At 46.7% G+C, this 17,175-nt stretch carries 17 protein-coding genes; 13 read left to right on the top strand and 4 right to left on the bottom strand.

Going from position 1 to position 17,175, the window contains the following annotated elements; genetic code table 11:
• Positions 1 to 7: 7 nt before the first annotated feature.
• Together QUB37_RS25510 and QUB37_RS25505 are read left to right on the top strand one after the other, a co-directional pair.
• Positions 8 to 1,153 (top strand): iron-containing alcohol dehydrogenase family protein, encoded by a 1,146-nt coding sequence (locus tag QUB37_RS25510; protein WP_333167473.1) that lies wholly within the window; start codon positions 8 to 10, stop codon positions 1,151 to 1,153.
• Positions 1,154 to 1,252: 99 nt separating this feature from the next.
• Entirely contained in the window at positions 1,253 to 2,437 is a 1,185-nt protein-coding gene (locus tag QUB37_RS25505; RefSeq protein ID WP_190739684.1) for an aspartate aminotransferase, read from the top strand.
• A 194-nt stretch (positions 2,438 to 2,631) separates the two neighbouring features.
• On the opposite strand, the gene QUB37_RS25500 is transcribed toward QUB37_RS25505, so the two are convergent.
• Positions 2,632 to 3,774: a hypothetical protein gene (locus QUB37_RS25500; RefSeq protein WP_333167471.1), complete on the bottom strand. Its 1,143-nt coding sequence runs from the start codon at positions 3,772 to 3,774 to the stop codon at positions 2,632 to 2,634.
• A 229-nt stretch (positions 3,775 to 4,003) separates the two neighbouring features.
• Entirely contained in the window at positions 4,004 to 4,846 is an 843-nt protein-coding gene (gene dapF / locus QUB37_RS25495; protein ID WP_333167469.1) for a diaminopimelate epimerase, read from the bottom strand.
• A gap of 312 nt (positions 4,847 to 5,158) precedes the next feature.
• Between dapF and QUB37_RS25490 the strand changes: the two genes are divergently transcribed.
• Entirely contained in the window at positions 5,159 to 5,371 is a 213-nt protein-coding gene (locus tag QUB37_RS25490) for an Hfq-related RNA-binding protein (RefSeq protein WP_333167467.1), read from the top strand.
• Here QUB37_RS25490 and QUB37_RS25485 read toward each other — a convergent pair.
• Both QUB37_RS25485 and QUB37_RS25480 read right to left on the bottom strand, forming a co-directional pair.
• On the bottom strand, positions 5,350 to 5,706 hold the full coding sequence (locus QUB37_RS25485) for a hypothetical protein (RefSeq protein ID WP_333167465.1): 357 nt from the start codon (positions 5,704 to 5,706) through the stop codon (positions 5,350 to 5,352). The genes QUB37_RS25490 and QUB37_RS25485 overlap by 22 nt on opposite strands.
• Positions 5,684 to 7,999 carry a cation:proton antiporter domain-containing protein gene (locus QUB37_RS25480; RefSeq protein ID WP_333167463.1) on the bottom strand — a complete coding sequence of 772 codons (2,316 nt, stop codon included), beginning with the start codon at positions 7,997 to 7,999 and terminating at the stop codon, positions 5,684 to 5,686. Before QUB37_RS25480 ends, QUB37_RS25485 begins: the two co-directional genes overlap by 23 nt.
• 118 nt (positions 8,000 to 8,117) lie before the next feature.
• Between QUB37_RS25480 and QUB37_RS25475 the strand changes: the two genes are divergently transcribed.
• From QUB37_RS25475 to QUB37_RS25430, 10 genes are all read left to right on the top strand, one after another.
• The gene (locus tag QUB37_RS25475) at positions 8,118 to 9,215 is read left to right on the top strand and encodes an acyltransferase (protein ID WP_333167462.1); all 1,098 of its coding nucleotides are present in this window, start codon (positions 8,118 to 8,120) and stop codon (positions 9,213 to 9,215) included.
• 213 nt (positions 9,216 to 9,428) lie between these two features.
• Positions 9,429 to 9,743, top strand: coding sequence for a glutathione S-transferase domain-containing protein (locus QUB37_RS25470; RefSeq protein WP_333167459.1), 315 nt, complete (start codon positions 9,429 to 9,431; stop codon positions 9,741 to 9,743).
• 35 nt (positions 9,744 to 9,778) lie between these two features.
• Complete coding sequence (locus QUB37_RS25465; protein ID WP_333167457.1) at positions 9,779 to 10,840, top strand: NADH:flavin oxidoreductase/NADH oxidase; 1,062 nt, start codon at positions 9,779 to 9,781, stop codon at positions 10,838 to 10,840.
• A 59-nt stretch (positions 10,841 to 10,899) separates the two neighbouring features.
• Positions 10,900 to 11,043: an SDR family NAD(P)-dependent oxidoreductase gene (locus tag QUB37_RS25460; RefSeq protein ID WP_333167455.1), complete on the top strand. Its 144-nt coding sequence runs from the start codon at positions 10,900 to 10,902 to the stop codon at positions 11,041 to 11,043.
• Positions 11,044 to 11,131: 88 nt separating this feature from the next.
• On the top strand, positions 11,132 to 11,455 hold the full coding sequence (locus QUB37_RS25455) for a hypothetical protein (RefSeq protein ID WP_333167453.1): 324 nt from the start codon (positions 11,132 to 11,134) through the stop codon (positions 11,453 to 11,455).
• A gap of 336 nt (positions 11,456 to 11,791) precedes the next feature.
• Positions 11,792 to 12,697, top strand: coding sequence for a D-hexose-6-phosphate mutarotase (locus tag QUB37_RS25450; RefSeq protein WP_333167451.1), 906 nt, complete (start codon positions 11,792 to 11,794; stop codon positions 12,695 to 12,697).
• 332 nt (positions 12,698 to 13,029) lie between these two features.
• On the top strand, positions 13,030 to 14,556 hold the full coding sequence (locus QUB37_RS25445; RefSeq protein WP_333167449.1) for a phosphomannomutase/phosphoglucomutase: 1,527 nt from the start codon (positions 13,030 to 13,032) through the stop codon (positions 14,554 to 14,556).
• A 52-nt stretch (positions 14,557 to 14,608) separates the two neighbouring features.
• Complete coding sequence (locus QUB37_RS25440) at positions 14,609 to 14,836, top strand: hypothetical protein (protein WP_333167447.1); 228 nt, start codon at positions 14,609 to 14,611, stop codon at positions 14,834 to 14,836.
• 461 nt (positions 14,837 to 15,297) lie between these two features.
• Entirely contained in the window at positions 15,298 to 16,239 is a 942-nt protein-coding gene (locus QUB37_RS25435; RefSeq protein ID WP_333167445.1) for a M23 family metallopeptidase, read from the top strand.
• A gap of 206 nt (positions 16,240 to 16,445) precedes the next feature.
• Positions 16,446 to 16,982 (top strand): late competence development ComFB family protein, encoded by a 537-nt coding sequence (locus QUB37_RS25430; protein ID WP_006631395.1) that lies wholly within the window; start codon positions 16,446 to 16,448, stop codon positions 16,980 to 16,982.
• The last annotated feature ends 193 nt before the right edge of the window (positions 16,983 to 17,175 follow it).

Below are 17,175 nucleotides of genomic sequence, written 5' to 3'. Positions count from 1 at the left end.
TGGTTCGATGACTCAAACCCAAAGCACTAAAACCGCCACCCCAACTGCAATTTATTCCTTGACAATTGCTCCCGCCTGTGTATTGCGGGGTCGATCGGCCCTAGCACAAGCCGGAGATGCGATCGCCCGTTTCGGAAAGCGGCCGCTAATCGTCGGCGGCAGCAACTCCCTCGCCGCCGCCCAACCGTACCTGCAACCAATCCTCGAACAGCAGCAGTTAAAATCCGCCGAAACAGCTTACGGCAAGGATTGCAGCGAAACCAGCCTCGAAATCCTCCGCGAAGCAGCCCAAACCCATCAAGCTGACTTCATCATCGGTGTGGGCGGTGGCAAAGCCTTAGACGCAGCCAAACTCGTCGCCCATCAGTGCAAAATCCCGATCGTCACCATACCCACATCAGCAGCCACCTGTGCCGCTTGGACAGCCCTTTCTAACATTTATTCAGAACAAGGTGCATTCCAATACGATGTCACATTAGCCAGATGTCCCGACTTATTAATACTCGACTACGGCTTAATTCAAACCGCACCGCAGCGGACATTAGTAGCAGGAATTGGAGATGCGATCGCCAAATGGTACGAAGCATCAGTCAGCAGCGGACACTCCGAACAAACCCTGATAATTTCCGCCGTTCAACAAGCTAGAATACTGCGCGATATTTTATTCCAAAAATCAGCCGCCGCCCTCAAAGAACCCGGTAGCGAAACCTGGCAAGAAGTCACAGATGCCGCCGTATTGCTAGCAGGAGTAATTGGCGGAATTGGTGGTGCTCAATGCCGCACCGTCGCCGCCCACGCCGTCCACAACGGCCTAACTCATCTATTAGCAAGTCACGGCACATTGCACGGCGAAAAAGTCGCCTACGGCATTTTAGTACAACTGCGACTAGAAGAAATGCTGCAAAACAATCAACTCGCAGCCACCGCCAGACAGCAACTGCTAAAATTCTATGCCGAGATTGGATTACCCCAAACATTAGACAACCTCGGACTCGGAGACATTACCCTCACAGAATTGCAGCGCGCCGCCGACATAGCCTGCAATCCTAATTCCGACATCCACCGACTGCCTTTTAAAGTTGTTCCCCAACAATTAATGGCAGCGATGGTTTCTACCACCGCACCTGTGGGAGAATTAAAGATTAAGAATTAAAACAGTTTGTAGTAAGGACTAAAGTCCTGAAAAGGCTGTGCTAGCAAGGACGAAAGTCCTTACTACAAACCAGGAAAACTGACAACTGACAAAAAATAAATGACCTTGGATTGGATTACCCCTGCTGACAGGTTGCAAAAACTACCGCCCTACGTATTTGCCCGTCTCGACGAACTCAAAGCCCGCGCCCGCGAACAAGGACTCGATTTAATAGACTTAGGAATGGGAAACCCCGACGGTGCCACTCCTCAACCAGTAGTAGAAGCGGCTGTCGCAGCCATCCAAAATTCTGCCAATCACGGCTATCCACCCTTTGAAGGAACTGCCAGTTTCCGCCGTACTATTACTAAATGGTACAGCCGCCGCTACAACGTTGAACTCGATCCAGAAAGCGAAGCATTGCCTTTGTTGGGTTCTAAAGAAGGTTTAGCACATTTTGCGATCGCCTATATCAATCCAGGGGACTTAATATTAGTACCAAGTCCTGCTTATCCCGTATTATTTCGCGGCCCAATCATCGCCGGTGCAAAAGTTCACAACATCATTCTCAAACCAGAAAACGACTGGGTAATTGACTTAGCCGACATTCCCGACAGCGTAGCCGAACAAGCCAAAATCCTCTATTTCAATTATCCCAGCAATCCGACTGGAGCAACAGCACCCCGCGAATTTTACAAAGATATTGTTGCTTTCGCACACAAACATCAAATCTTGCTGGTTCACGACTTGTGTTATGCGGAATTAGCCTTTGACGGATATCAACCGACAAGTTTATTAGAAATTCCCGGCGGTAAAGAAATCGGTGTCGAATTTCACACTATGTCCAAAACCTACAATATGGCCGGCTGGCGCGTCGGTTTTGTGGTAGGAAATAGCAAAATTATTCAAGGTTTGCGGACATTAAAAACTAACCTAGATTACGGTATATTTTCCGCTTTGCAAACAGCAGCAGAAACAGCACTGCAATTGCCGGACAGTTACTTGCACGAAGTGCAGAATCGTTACAGGACTCGCCGGGATTTCATGGTGGAAGGATTGGCAGAATTAGGGTGGAATATTCCTAAACCTCTGGCTGCAATGTATCTTTGGGTTCCCTGCACTCCGGGCATGAGTTCGACTGATTTTGCCCTCAATGTTTTGCAGCAAACGGGTGTTGTGGTGACTCCTGGCAATGCTTTTGGGCCGGGCGGCGAAGGATATGTGAGAATTAGTTTAATTGCAGATTGCGATCGCTTGGGAGAAGCCCTGCGGCGTTTGAAACAAGCAAATATTCGATATCAATAGTCAATAGTCATGAGTCAGTAGTCATGAGTCAGTTGTTAGTTGTTATTGGTTATTTGTGGGTTGTTAGTTGTTATTGGTTATTTGTGATTTGTTAGTTGTTATTGGTTATTTGTTATTTGTTGGCGATCGTAACCAATTATTAACACCAAGGACTACTGACTAATGACTACTGACTAATGACCACTGACCACTGACTATAACGTTTGAATTTGCTCAATCACCCAATCAAAAGTTTCCATAACTTGCTTGAGGGCAGATTCGTCTTGCAAAGTAAACAAAGCCAGACTCGGCGACCTTCTCTCACCCGGTTCTATAGGTAGCGACAGACCGATCGCACTCAGCTTACTTCTCAATTCCAGCCAATTGTGTTCAGCATTAAACGGCGGCTGGGAACCGTAATTATGAGCAGAAATCTCCATTCGGCCAGTAATATTTACAGTGAATAACTGATAGGGTTTTCTTCCCTTTTGAGGCAATTGAGCCGCGAAACCGCCGTAGGCGTCCCCCGTTCCCCACTGGATTTGAACTTCGGGTTCTTGACTTTTGGCCCAAAGGTAAATAGCTTTTGCCATTTGCGCCTCGTCTGCGCCTCGTCTAGCTTTGATTTCCGCAAAAAATGAAGATTCATCCCAGCGCCTTCTTTCGCGTGTTGCGCTGGATTTTTTCTGCTGTGCTTCCGCTGTCTGACCGATCACTCTGGGAACCAGCGTTTTCAAACCGTCTTCACTTACATACTGCTTAATTTCCAGGGCCAAAACTTCAACCGGGTCCATTTGTTCGTTGAGAAATTCCACAACTCGGCGCATTTCAGCAGAAATCTCGTCAGCTACAAACACTAAGCGAACTTTACCCGCTTGCAAATTAGTTTTAACCTTCTGCCAAAATAGGTCTTCATTAGCATCCGCACCGAGAAACTCTTCAAAAATCTGTTCAGGATCGCGACCCCGATCGCGACAATTAGCTTCAAACAGAGCAATAATTGAATCTATCGGCCAGTAAACCAACGCATTAGCAGCATAGTCGATCGACTGACCCAACACTTTTTGCCGCAGTTCGGCATTAGGAGTTCGCCTGACATCCACCAAAGTAGGAACTGCATTTTGGTCGAGAAACAAATGATCCAGCGACCACTGCACCGCTGTTTCCTCATCGCTGGGTGCAGCTTCCCGCGAAATTAACAGCCACCTCCGCGCCGTCGCCCGATCGATTTGATCTCCCGCGATCAAATTAGGATAAGTTACTAGCAAATCTTGTAACTGGTCTTCCGAGTCGTAGGGCTGTTCCATCATTTCTACCAGCCTGTCGTCGTCCTGAATCAGATAAATACCTCCAGCCATGCAAGCCCACCTACTTAATTTTAGATTTTAGATTTTAGATCTTAGATTTTAGATTTTAGGCTTAGTTATTAGTCTTCAGTCTTCAGTCCGCAGCCAATGATTTGTGAAGGCAGAAGTCATTGGTCAGAATTCAATAAAAATTTTGAAGTCAATAATTTTTATTGTTTGTTAATTTAATAAAAAATCCCTTCTGACTAATGACTGATGACTAATAACTAATGACTAATGACTAATCACTCATAGAACCAGTAAATACTCGCTGTGCCGGCCCGGTCATGTAAATTCGCCCTGAAACTTCTGCCCATTCGATTTCCAAAACGCCGCCGGGGAGCTCAACAGCAGTTGCCCGATCGCACTTCCCTACCAACACTCCAGCTACCACAGCAGCACAAGCACCAGTCCCACAAGCTAGAGTAACACCCGCACCTCTTTCCCACACCCGCATTTTTACGTAGTCCGAACGGATCACTTGAATAAATTCCGTATTGGTACGCTGCGGGAAGGCTTGGTTGTTCTCGAATTGAGGCCCGACACTTTCTAAAGCAACAGCCGAAACATCCTCTACAAAAGTAATGCAGTGAGGATTGCCCATGCTGACGCAGGTAACAGACCAAGATTTATCAGCAACTTCGATCGGCACATCAATAACTTTGGCATCCGATGCAGTTAAAGTTGTCGGAATTTCCGCCGCCAGCAGCCGGGGAACCCCCATATCCACCTTCACCTGACCGTCCGATCGCAATTCCGGGCTAATCACACCAGCCAGAGTGTGGATGCGGTACTGAGTTTTCGCCTCTGACCCTTCCAAATCGGCGATAAACTTAGCCAAACAGCGAATCCCGTTGCCACACATTTCCGGTTCCGAACCATCGGAGTTAAAAATCCGCATCGTATAGTCAGTGTCGTTTTCACCCGGAAGAGCAAATATCACACCGTCTGCGCCAATCCCGAAATGTCGATCGCACAAATCCACAGCTTGTTCTGGCGTGATCACTGGTTCTGACGAGTGGCGATTGTCAATCAGAATAAAATCATTTCCCAGTCCGTGATACTTCGCAAACTCGATCGGCATAAAAACAAACCTCTTTTGGTTAAAACTGATTAGATAATTTGATGACCAAATTACCCATTTCCCAGTATTATAAAACTTTATGCAATTTCTAGTCCTTTCTAGTGAAATATAAACAAATATAATATTTGTAACTCCACAGTAATCTCTAATTAATGCTGATGTCAATGGCTCAATAAATATCGGTCGAAAACTAGCCGCCAACTGGTTTATCCCTCATCGGGGAGACGCGCTTGTAGTTGCGGCAGTAAGGGTTAAACGGTATAAACAGAAGAATATGGTTTAAGGTAATATTTGACTATATTTTTCTGAACTATGTCTGAATTTGAAACCGGATTGCCCAGCGTTCGCTTAATACAAAGCTACATCAAAGACAAACAACAGGTGGAAATCAAACTCCTGACCGGCGACTTAGTAGCTGGCCGAATTTTTTGGCAGGATCATAGCTGCATTTGCCTCCTCGATCCGTCAGAAACACAAATTCTGATCTCGCGGCCAGCAATTGCTTATCTCAAACCCAACGGCTGAGGAGAGGGGGAGAGTGGGAGAGGGGGAGAGGGGGGGGAGAGGGGGGGGAGGGGAAAAATCTTCCCTCTTCCCTTTCTTCCCTCTTCCCTTTCTTCCTTCTTCCCTCTTCCCTCTTCCTTCTTCCTTCTTCCCTCTTCCTTCTTCCCTCTTCCTTCTTCCTTCTTCCTTCTTCCTTCTTCCTTCTTCCCTCTTCCTTCTTCCTTCTTCCTTCTTCCCTCTTCCTTCTTCCTTCTTCCCTCTTCCTTCTTCCTTCTTCCCTCTTCCCTCTTCCCTTTCTTCCTTCTTCCTTCTTCCTTCTTCCCTCTTCCCTCCCTAATCGCTAAACAGCTTTTCACTGACTTGGGCCTTGACCAAAGGCAGTTTTAAAGCAGGTTGTGGCACCGGCGGTGAGGCCGTCCGCTGCATCAAGCCGAGCTCGTAGAAGCCACCACACAGCAGCAAACGATCGCCTTCTTGCAAATTGCTACTTCCGTCGGGCCAGCGAGTAAATTTCCCTTCCCGGCGGATCGCCCGCACCTGCACCCCGTACTGGGTAAGCACATCTACCTCTGACAGTTTTTTGCCCGCCCAAGGGCTCTTTGGTGGCAGCCTCAGCCACTGGCAAGAACTGTCGCCCTGCGGGACTGCAACTTCCCCTTTCGCCAACAACTCAAAACTGATAAGTTCTTCGGGTTCTCCGACTACAAAAAGTCGATCGCCCGGCTGCAAAGCTGTCTTCCCGTTGGGATAATCAATTTCCTCGCCATTCTGGCGGACGATCGCCATTACGCTGACCCCTGTCAACTGCCGCAAGTTAGTTTCTTCCAGAGTCATGCTGGCGATGGGAGAACCCGACGGCAAGCTGTACCACTCGCTGTTCATATCTCGAACCGCCACTTTCAAATCCCGCGAAACCGCCAAAGGTTCGCGCGCTGGCCGCAATTCCAGATAGCGGCTGCTACGAATTTGCTGCACATCCCGCGCGATCGTCATTGCGGAGAGCCCCATGCCAGCCAGCAAGTGGGAAGACAGTTCTAAACTGGCCTCAAACTCCGGCTGCACAACTTCCCAGGCCCCCAGTTGGTAAAGCAGTTCGATGTCTTTATCTTGGTTGGCCTGCACCACAATATCCAAATCCGGGACTAATTCTAAAGCCCGCTTCAGGCACAAGCGAGTGCTCATAGGATCGGGAAGGGCGATCGCCATTGCTTTAGCCCGTTCCACCCGCGCGGCTTCCAATACGTGCAAGCTGGCAGCATTCCCGTAAATGTAAGGAATTCCTTGCTCTCTGCAGTCTTGAATACTACTTTCTGACTCGTCGATCACCACAACTGAACAGTTGCGGCTTTGCAGCATTTTCACTAAAATTCTGCCGACTCGCCCGTAGCCACAAACCACAACATAATTTTGTTCCGGCAAAGTTTCAGCTATTGCCACAGGTTGAGATGTTTCGTCGAAATAGCGCTGCAAAGGCCCGAAATTTTCCGCCCACTTCAATAACTGTGGCACGCTTCTCAATACAAACGGAGTTAGCACGAGGGTGACGGCTGTCGTTCCTAAAATTAACAGGTAAACGTTCCGCGAAACCAGCCCCATAGCTTGGCCGGCACTAGCGAGTACAAAGGAGAATTCTCCTATTTGAGCTAAGCCCAAACCTGCGATCAATGCTGTTTTTAGCGGATAGCCAAATAGTCGGACGATCGGCGTTATAATCAAGAATTTGCCGACAAATACTATAAATACCAGTCCCAGAATTACTTCTAGATGGTTCCACAGAAACATCGGGTCAATTAACATTCCGATGGTGACAAAAAATAAGGATGCAAAAATATCTCGCAAAGGCTCGACATAAGTTAGAGTTTGGTCGGCATATTCCACCTCCGAAATCATTAAACCCGCCACAAATGCGCCCATCTCGATGGAAAAACCCAAATATTCTGTCAGTAGCGCAATGCCTAAAGCCAAAACCACAACTCCCAGCAAAAACAGTTCCCGGCTTTCTGTTTGCGCGAGGTATCGCAGCAACTGCGGTACCATCCAAATGCCCGCGACTACAGCACCGATAGCAAATAACCCGATCCGCAGCAGGGCCCACGCTACCGTCATGCCGATCTCTTCTGCTGGTTGGTTGAGTGCCGGCAAAACTGCTAGCATTAGCCCCAAAGCCAAATCTTGAACTACTAATATTCCCAGCATGACTTGACCGTGGGAAGTACCGGATTCATTGCGTTCCATCAAGCACTTGAGTACAACTGCGGTCGAGGAAAGCGACAGAATCGATCCTAAAAACACGCCTTGAGCAGGCGATTCTACCCAGCCTACCGCCAAGGAAATTGCAGTAGTAATGGCGATCGTCAGCACAATTTGCAAGCCCCCCCCGCCCAAACTAATGGCTTTTACTTTCTGGAGTTCGGCGAAAGAAAATTCTACTCCCAAGGCAAATAACAGAAAGGCAACCCCGAATTCAGCCAGGGTGTCTACCTGAATTAATTCTTTAATCAGCCCCAAACCAGCCGGTCCAACTACAATCCCTCCCAGGAGATACCCGAGAATTACTGGCTGTCGCAACAGCGATGCAAAGAGTCCTCCTGCTGCGGCAGCAGCGAGAACTAGAACTAAGTCCACGATCAGTCGGAAGTCTTCTTGCACAACTTTATGAAAAAAGTATAAAGTTATATTATAGTCTCTAATGTGTTGACTATGTTTAGGGGGTTGACTATAGTTGGGGAACAAGCACAACGGCTACCCTTAACTAAGGTATTTTCTCATGACACAGAGTTCAACGCCTCACAAAAAGCTTAACCTCTTGCAAGTTTATCGAGGCATTGCGGCTATATTGGTGGTTCTGGTTCACGTAACCGTTATGAGTGCGGGGGATTTAAATCAAGTTACTTTTTTTAATTTATTTCAGGCTGGGTGGAGCGGTGTTGATTACTTTTATGTATTGAGCGGTTTTATCATGGTGTACGTTCACCGATCGGCGATCGGTAAAAAAGACCAGTTAAAATCTTTTTTAGTCAAGCGCGCCGTGCGAATTTATCCGATATACTGGATAGTTACTCTGACTGCTTTGTGTTTATTTCTAGTAATTCCAGATTTTGCTCACACTCAAGATTTAAGTTTGGGATATGTAATTAAGTCGCTGCTCTTGATTCCTCTAATAAAGGGCAAGCCCGTTGTCGATGTAGCTGGGACTTTAATTTACGAAATAAATTTTTATTTATTGTTCAGCATAGCTATCTGGCTGAAATCTAAACATTCTGTGCCTATTTTTTGGGGTTGGCTATTGGTAACGATTTTACATTATCGTAAAATTGTCGAATTCCCCGACGATTTTTTTGTGCTGAGAACAATATTTGGAGCGATGAATCTAGAATTTGTTTTTGGCTGCTTGGCTGCGTATATTGTGATTAAATATAAGAATAATATCGGTAAGTACAGGTGGATATTGTTTGGGATAGCAAATTTAGGATATGTTATTTTAGAAGTGCTCACCGCATGGGGAAAGCTAGAGATCGGGCGCATCCCTACTTTTGGAGTGCTAGCAACTCTGTTAATCATTGCTGCCACCTTGATAGACCTCAAGGATTCCCCGAAAATTCCTTATCTTTTAATTTTCTTGGGTGATGCCTCATACTCGATATATTTGACCCACATGCCGGTGATTAGAGCAATTACAAAAATACTGCAAAATGCAAATTTAGGAAAATATTTCGACGGTTTCGTTGCTCCCGCTCTACTGGCAGTATTCGCCGTAGTTTTCGGTTGCATCTTCTACTCTTTGATAGAAAAACCATTGACAGTTTTTCTGCGAAAAAATATTGTAGAAAAAATGTTTCTTCCCAAAGCAGAAGGCAGAATCTAAAAAAGCCGAAGGTTTGACGGCGTTGGAAGCTAAGAATCCCGATACTGTCGGCTGTGAAATTAATCTCCTTCTAACGGGTTATTGTTACTTTCGGGTTCCAGCTCCTAAACTGTGATTTTAGTCATCAAAAACTCACTCACTATAGATATTTAAGGTGTATAGTGAAAAGCCCTCGGAGGCGTCAGATTATGGGGATTATGGACAGCCATCTCTATGCACCCGCAACCTTTGTCAATTGCCATTCAGCGTCTGATTGTGCGCAGCCACGGGGATCAAACTGACGAGGACAAGGTGAAAGCTGCCGTAGTACCTGTAAAGACTGCCCTAGAGGCGATCGAGTCCCTAACTGTAGGACACCCGTATTTGCTCGGTCACGAACTGACCATTGCCAATTTCTACCTCATTCCGGTCTTCACTTACCTATCGCAGACCCCAGAGTACGAAGCAACGATCGCCCGAACTTCAAAGCTGCGGACTTGGTGCAATGAGGTCAGTCAACTTCCCAATGTGAATAAATTCTGTGCCTGACATCTGTGCATTTTATAACTCAGGGGTTTACAACCATGTCGCATTTATTTGAGCCATTGGATCAACGTGGGGTTACATTCCGCAATCGCATTGCAGTTTCTCCCATGTGTCAATATTCAAGCGTTGATGGATTCGCGAATGATTGGCATTTGGTTCATCTCGTCAGTCGAGCCGTAGGAGGGGCAGGGCTGGTGATGACTGAAGCTGCGGCAGTCGAGCCTGAAGGACGAATTTCGCCGCAAGATTTGGGAATCTGGCAAGATGCTCATATTGAAATGCTGGCGCGAATCGTCGAGTTAATTCACAGCAACGGTGCGGTTGCGGGGATTCAACTTGCTCATGCAGGTCGAAAAGCCAGTACAGCGCCTCCGTGGGATGGCGGCGATGTGCTTTCGGAATCTCAAGGAGGATGGACTTCGATCGCCCCTAGCGCCATTCCATTTGCTCCCGATAGCCCCGCCCCGATCGCTCTGAGTATCGAAGACATTCAGAAGCAGACGACACTCTTTGTCAGCGCAGCCCAACGCGCCCTAGAAGCCGGATTTGACGTAATAGAAATTCATGCTGCTCACGGCTACCTACTGCATGAATTTATGTCTCCCTTGAGCAATCAACGCACAGATGACTATGGTGGCAGTTTTGAGCATCGCATCCGGTTTTTATGTGAAGTCGTACAAGCGGTGCGAAATGTTTTGCCCGATCGAACACCGCTTTGGGTTCGCATCTCTGCAACCGATTGGGTTCCAAATGGTTGGGACATTGAACAAAGTATTGCACTCAGCGATAAATTAAAGTCACTGGGGGTTGATTTAATCGATTGTTCATCAGGCGCAATTGTACCGGGTGAAAAGATTCCGACGGGTGCAGGTTATCAAACTATTTTTGCCGATCGCATTCGACGCGAAGCCAACATCGCCACTGGAGCCGTTGGTATGATTACTGCACCCGCCCAGGCTGACCACATCATCCGTACAGGTCAAGCAGATATGGTATTACTTGCCAGAGAACTGCTGCGCGATCCTTATTGGCCGATGCGGGCTGCGAAGCAACTACGTCAATCGGTGCCTGCTCCTATTCAATACGATCGCGCTTGGTAATTAAGCGGATTTGCGATCGATTTTAGGTGAGCCGATTTAATCAATTAACAGGAGTGAATATGTCTGAAATTCAAAACAAGGTTGTCATCATTACTGGAGCAAGTAGCGGTTTAGGTGAAGCCACCGCTCATCGTTTAGCCGCCAGCGGTACCAAACTGATGTTTGCTGCTCACCCTGAAGATAGAGTCGATCTACTCAACTGAATTTAACCTAACGGCTGAACTGGAGACCGAATGGCTGGTGAAATGCACTAAATTCGAGGTTGCACAGGTAAGGCCTTGCTGCTGATTCATGGTTTGGCCCGAAGCTGGCGATCAGGGCATCCCATCCTCAACGATCTCGCGACTAAAGGCGATCGGCTTGATTACGAATAATTCAGCAAGGTGCGTCGGTGGGTTCGATCGCACATCGCCTCGCGATCACTTAGCACTCCCAATCCGTTTCTCTGAGTGCATTGTTGTGTCGATCGCACCTTCCCCCCTCCAACCCAACAATCTAACCAATTTAGCAACCATAATATCGGATAATTGTAAAGCAATTCACCAAGCCAAAAGCGTCACTAACCCCAGCCTAAAGGCATGGGGCTTGAAAGAGGAAGACTCACCACCTTCTTAATTTGAGACTAAAACAGTGTCTAGCCTGCGTCTTTGAGACAAACTGAATTATCTGGTGGTGGTACACCGAACGATGTTACTGGATGCCTCCCTAGTCTGTAACCTCTCGGATAGTCAGTGGCGAAGGGATATACACACACGGGCTTACCGCCACTTGTTATGCGTACAGGTAGAAAGCACTCGATCCGTAACTGTCCGGGTTAAAGGCGAATACAAAACGTCGAACGTCGTTAGTATATCCAAGGCGGTAACAAGCATTCATCGGGGGAGAATTCCTCCCCCCCCCATCCAATGTAAAGCCGTCCTAAAAGGACGGGGTTTCAAACCCATATTTCTGATGAGTATTGACCAATTAAACACAGACTACGGCATAGCCGGACACCTCACCTTCGCCACCGGAAACGGTGGTTTCCCCATGATTCACATCGACAACGGTCAAGCCAAAGCCTTAATTTCTGTGTATTCCGGTCAAGTGCTCTCCTTTCAACCAGCCACCGAAACCACAGACTTGATGTTCGTCAGCGAAAAAGCCTACTACGCCGAAGGGAAAGCCATCAAAGGCGGTATACCCATCTGTTGGCCCTGGTTTGGCCCAGATCCCGAAGCCTTGGGGCGTCCGAGTCATGGGTTTGTGCGGAATCGCCTCTGGAATGTGCTAGAAACTGCCACAACCCCAGACGGCGCCACCAAAGTCACTCTAGGGCTCAAGGATACCGATGAAACTAGAGCAATTTGGCCCCAAGCCTTTGAACTGGCGATCGAGATTACGATCGGCACTAGCCTCACTGTAGAATTAATCACCCGCAATCTAGGCGAGAAAGCATTTCCCCTCACCCAAGCTTTCCATACTTATTTCCAAGTCGGTGATATCAACCGCGTGCAGGTTTTAGGCTTAGAAAATAGCCAGTATCTTGATAAAGCTGATAGTGGTGTCGAAAAAACTCAAGTGGGTGCAGTGGTAGTAACAGGTGAAGTCGATCGCATTTATCTTGATGTCACCAATGAATTAGTCATTGACGATAGCGCCCTCAATCGTCGGATTCGCATTAAATCATCGGGTAGTAAATCCGTCGTAGTGTGGAATCCTTGGGTGACAATTTCTGCAAATATGGCCGACCTTGATGATGCAGATTATCAGCGTTTACTCTGCGTAGAAACGACCAATGCAGCTACAGATATTGTGGAAGTTCCCGCTCATGGTGAGTTCCGCTTGCAGGCAATTTACAGCGTTGAACGCGACTAAGGAATTAGAGCTTAAGCTTAGCGGTGATGGGGCAAAAATTCCCAGTAAGCGGTTCAACATTTCAATTGGATATTTTGGGCGTTGCTCAAATCCCACCCACAAGACTGGGATTGTTCGTTCACATACAACTTAAATGCCGATTAGCTGATTGAATTGAAAAACTCTGTCACCCTAATGACTAATAATACCAAATCCCAAATTTCTCCTCTGTTTATTTCTTAGTCTGCGAAAGACGTTCGGCGAAGCTGAGTCGAACTGTCTAGCCGCAGACCAAAGTTTGTATGATCGGTTTCAAACGCCGACTCCGATCTTTTTACTTACCATCAATTATTATGCAAAACTTCAACTGGACAAAACTTCAAAATGGCTCAGACATTCGCGGTATCGCCCTCGAAGGCGTTCCCAATGAAAAAGTCAACCTAACGCCCGAAATTGCGACAATTTTAGGTAAATCATTTGTCAGTTGGCTGGTGCAAAAAGTCAACAAACCAGCGGCAGAATTAACGATCGCGATCGGGCGTGACAGTCGCCTATCAGGGCCAACCTTAATGCAAGCAGTCATGGAGGGAATCGCCTCAGTTGGTGCAACTGTGTACGACTTTGATATGGCATCAACCCCCGCCATGTTTATGAGTACCATTACCCCTGGTTTTGATTGCGACGGCGCGATTATGCTCACTGCTAGCCATTTGCCATTTAATCGAAATGGCTTAAAGTTTTTCACCGCCAAAGGTGGGTTACAAAAACAGGATATTACAGATATCTTAGCACTAGCTCAAAGCAATAACTTTCAGCCAGCAGCCTCGCCCGGTAAGATTACAAAGCATGATTTTATCTCTGTTTATGCTAACCAATTTGTCACAAAAATCCGGGAAGCAGTCAATCATCCAGATAATTTTGAGAAGCCGCTGACAGGATTAAAAATTGTTGTGGATGCGGGCAATGGTGCTGGCGGTTTTTATGTTGATAAAGTCTTAAAACCTTTAGGTGCAGACACCACGGGCAGCCAGTTTTTAGAACCAGATGGTACTTTCCCCAATCATGTGCCAAATCCCGAAGATAAACAGGCAATGCAGTCAATTTGTCAAGCGGTAATTGAACATAAAGCTGATTTTGGGATTATTTTTGATACCGATGTCGATCGCAGTGCTGCCGTCGATCAAGTTGGCAAGGAACTCAATCGCAATCGCTTAATTGCCTTGATTTCTGCGATCGTATTACAAGAACACCCAGGCTCTACCATTGTTACCGATTCTATCACCTCCGATGGCTTGACACAATTCATCGAACAAGATTTAAAAGGGATTCACCATCGCTTTAAACGCGGCTACAAAAATGTGATTGACGAGTCGATTCGCCTCAATGAAGCCGGACAGGAATCATGGCTGGCGATTGAAACCTCTGGACATGGAGCTTTGAAAGAAAATTATTTTCTGGATGATGGCGCTTATTTGGTCAGCAAATTATTGATTGAATTGGCTAAGTCAAAGCTAGCAAATCAATCTTTGCCAGATTTAATTGCGAATTTAAAAGAGCCTGAAGAAAGTGGCGAGTTTCGGATTAAAATGGGTGTGGATGATTTCAAGGCTCACGGCGATCGGGTTATTGAGCAACTGCAACAATTTGTCTCAATGCAAGCAGACTGGAAAATAGTTCCCAATAACTACGAAGGTCTGCGAATTTCCTGCACATCAGCTAGCGAATCCGGCTGGTTTCTGTTACGCTTATCACTCCATGATCCGGTGATGCCTTTGAATGTTGAGTCTAATGTTAAGGGTGGTGTTGCTCACATAGTGGCTCGGCTTTTAGCTTTTTTCCAAACCACAGAATCCCTTGATTTTTCGGCACTATCGCTCTAAGTTTTACTCGTGTCAGACTATTACTAAACCAAACCCAAGGAGGAATTTAATCATGTGGCTTTTAATCATAAAATGTTCTGCTGAAAGCTGGGAGAGCCATTCCAAAGCTTTCAAAACGATCGCTGATAAATATCCGGCTACGCCTCTTTCTTCCAAAAAGATGAAAGGCGATGGTCAACGGATTATGGAATATCAGCTTGAGAATGTCAATGATGTAGAGGAATTTATGGAAGAATGCTTAACTTTAGATGGTTTCACCGCTACCTTTGAATCCCTATAATTCTAGGTGATCAGATTATAGCAAGTCTCAATTTTTATCTCATACCATTTTAAAGGTGAGATTTTAAAATTGGGAATCAATACTATTTTGCCAAAAACAGGCTAAAATAACTAGAGAGTTTGAAGAAAATTCTCGAAAAGTAAACCGCAAAGAAAGAATTGATTTCACTGTTCTTGAGTTAAAAATAATTCTGTTGTAGCGGCGTGAACTATAACTAATACTAATTGTTAAAAGTTATGTAATAGTACCTAGGACTGATAAAATATAATCATCCAGTTATAGATGAAGAGTGTTTCTGTTGAAACTTGTGCTCTCTTATATTTGTAATGGAAACTGTAGTGTGAGCGTCTGGCTGAATCGGGCTTTGCTCCCCGCACTACAGGAGTTTTTATTGCGGATTGCTAGAGTTAGTCTAGATATTAAAAATATATCAGCGAGACAAAGGTTAAGGACAGCTAGTGATGGTAATGACTGTGAATCGAGAAAACTGCGGGCTAAGTACGGAAATAATTACAGGTCGGATTTTGCGGTGGGGGCAGTTGAAAGCAAATAAGCTAACCGCCAGTTCGATCGGGGGAATTGTTGCTGGCTTTCTGAGTTTTGCGCTGCCCGTGCAAGCTTTGCAGGTAGTTGTGACGCCGACAAATCCAGAACTGGGAGATACGCTGTCAGTAATGATTCAGGTTGACGGTAACGGCGGGGAAACTCCAACAGTTTCTCTACAGCAAAAAAACTACCCCGCGTTTCCCATGGGCAACGGCCGCTTTCGGGCCCTGCTGCCGACGACGCCGGTAGAGAAACCCGGTGCTCGCCTTCTTCAAGTCGCAGGTGACGGACAAGTGCAGAAGTTGACCGTGCAAGTGCGCGATCGAGATTTTCCTACTCAATCCATCTGGCTTCCGCCTGGGAAAGACGAGGAAGGTACAGATGCTGAATTCGATCGCGTAGACGCATTTAAAGCACTGGTGACACCCGAAAAATTTTGGGACGGCAAATTGTTGCGCCCCAACTCCGGCGAAATTACCACTATTTACGGGGTGCGACGCTATTATAATGGGGTATTTGCTCAAGACTACTACCACCGCGGCGTTGATTACGCGGGTGCTTACGGTTCCCCTGTAGTCGCACCAGCGGCAGGTCGGGTGTCTCTAGTGGGACGCGAATCCCAAGGGTTCAAAATCCACGGGAATGTCGTTGGTCTCGACCACGGCCAGGGGGTAGCAAGTATTTTGATGCACCTCAGCCGGATTGATGTCAAGGAAGGCGATGTCGTGAAAGCAGGTCAAGTAATTGGTGCTCTGGGGTCAACAGGGGCTTCCACAGGTCCTCACCTGCACTGGGGACTTTACGTGCATGGGCAGTCCGTCGATCCTGTACCTTGGCGGCTTCAGGGAGTTGAGTAGGAGTTTTTACAGGTTTTGACGGATTTATCAGTCAATTATGGGGTAAGTTTGTGGCTGGGGTGTGCAGATAACTTTATGGGTTATCTGTATTGAGTTAGGATTTGTATAAAATTTCTCAACTCAACCCTCAAAACTCGAATCTCAAGACGCTAACAATCGCGTCTTCACAAAACTTTATTGATGATGCCGTTGAGTGGGAAGCATATATGAGTATTGAAAAAATTGTTGAACAGGCTTTGCAGGATGGCTATTTAACGCCGTCTATGGAAGCTGAGGTGGGACGGATCTGCAATACGGCTTCGGAATTGTCGATCGAAGAGTACATGGCTCTCGATCGTCTGATGGGTTCTTTGTTGACTGGCGAAGTTGTGGTTCTGCCACGCAAACAGTTCATCAACGTGATGGAAGAGTTGGTACTCAGCGATGCGATCGCTAGGGTAGCCGAAATTGAAGCGACGAGCGACCTGAGTCTGGATGTGGGAGATATTGCAGCTTATGCTTTAAATAGGCTGCCACCTCTGTACGCTACGACGGAAGAGGGAGCTCACTTTCAAAGGGCTAGGGCTAAAGAGCAACTTCACGATTTGATTTCCAAAGAAGTCAACGCAGCGATCGCCCGCAACTTGGACAGGCCCGACACCCCAAACCCTACAGCTTTGGGCAAGTCTTCGGGAAACGAAGTTCTTTCACAGCTAAGCACTTGGCTGCAAGCTAACGCTACTAATTTTGAGCCGCAGCCTTAGTACCACCCCAACAGCTCTTTTTTGATTAAGTCGATCCCGCTCAATTCCGAAAGCGGGATTTTTAGTTTCTGAGCCCGAAAGATTCATCTGATATCAATTCCGGTTGCACCGTCCGTGATTGTTGACTGTTGACTGTTGACTGTTGACTGTTGACTGTTGACTGTTGACTGTTGACTGTTGACTGTTGACTGTT

It is taken from the genome of Microcoleus sp. AT3-A2, assembly GCF_036705685.1.
Lineage (GTDB): Bacteria > Cyanobacteriota > Cyanobacteriia > Cyanobacteriales > Microcoleaceae > Microcoleus.
Note: the sequence above shows the minus strand (reverse complement) of the source record. Positions and strands in the feature narration are given on the sequence as shown.

What these genes read in the sequence shown, in the direction of transcription:
- QUB37_RS25460 (WP_333167455.1), top strand. Translation starts at nt 10,900, where the DNA reads ATGTCTGAAATTCAAAACAAGGTTGTCATCATTACTGGAGCAAGTAGC.
- QUB37_RS25445 (WP_333167449.1), top strand. Translation starts at nt 13,030, where the DNA reads ATGCAAAACTTCAACTGGACAAAACTTCAAAATGGCTCAGACATTCGC.
- QUB37_RS25470 (WP_333167459.1), top strand. Translation starts at nt 9,429, where the DNA reads ATGCACCCGCAACCTTTGTCAATTGCCATTCAGCGTCTGATTGTGCGC.
- QUB37_RS25510 (WP_333167473.1), top strand. Translation starts at nt 8, where the DNA reads ATGACTCAAACCCAAAGCACTAAAACCGCCACCCCAACTGCAATTTAT.
- QUB37_RS25505 (WP_190739684.1), top strand. Translation starts at nt 1,253, where the DNA reads ATGACCTTGGATTGGATTACCCCTGCTGACAGGTTGCAAAAACTACCG.
- QUB37_RS25430 (WP_006631395.1), top strand. Translation starts at nt 16,446, where the DNA reads ATGAGTATTGAAAAAATTGTTGAACAGGCTTTGCAGGATGGCTATTTA.
- QUB37_RS25490 (WP_333167467.1), top strand. Translation starts at nt 5,159, where the DNA reads ATGTCTGAATTTGAAACCGGATTGCCCAGCGTTCGCTTAATACAAAGC.
- QUB37_RS25435 (WP_333167445.1), top strand. Translation starts at nt 15,298, where the DNA reads ATGGTAATGACTGTGAATCGAGAAAACTGCGGGCTAAGTACGGAAATA.
- QUB37_RS25465 (WP_333167457.1), top strand. Translation starts at nt 9,779, where the DNA reads ATGTCGCATTTATTTGAGCCATTGGATCAACGTGGGGTTACATTCCGC.
- QUB37_RS25450 (WP_333167451.1), top strand. Translation starts at nt 11,792, where the DNA reads ATGAGTATTGACCAATTAAACACAGACTACGGCATAGCCGGACACCTC.
- dapF (WP_333167469.1), bottom strand. Translation starts at nt 4,846, where the DNA reads ATGCCGATCGAGTTTGCGAAGTATCACGGACTGGGAAATGATTTTATT.
- QUB37_RS25500 (WP_333167471.1), bottom strand. Translation starts at nt 3,774, where the DNA reads ATGGCTGGAGGTATTTATCTGATTCAGGACGACGACAGGCTGGTAGAA.
- QUB37_RS25475 (WP_333167462.1), top strand. Translation starts at nt 8,118, where the DNA reads ATGACACAGAGTTCAACGCCTCACAAAAAGCTTAACCTCTTGCAAGTT.
- QUB37_RS25440 (WP_333167447.1), top strand. Translation starts at nt 14,609, where the DNA reads ATGTGGCTTTTAATCATAAAATGTTCTGCTGAAAGCTGGGAGAGCCAT.
- QUB37_RS25455 (WP_333167453.1), top strand. Translation starts at nt 11,132, where the DNA reads ATGGTTTGGCCCGAAGCTGGCGATCAGGGCATCCCATCCTCAACGATC.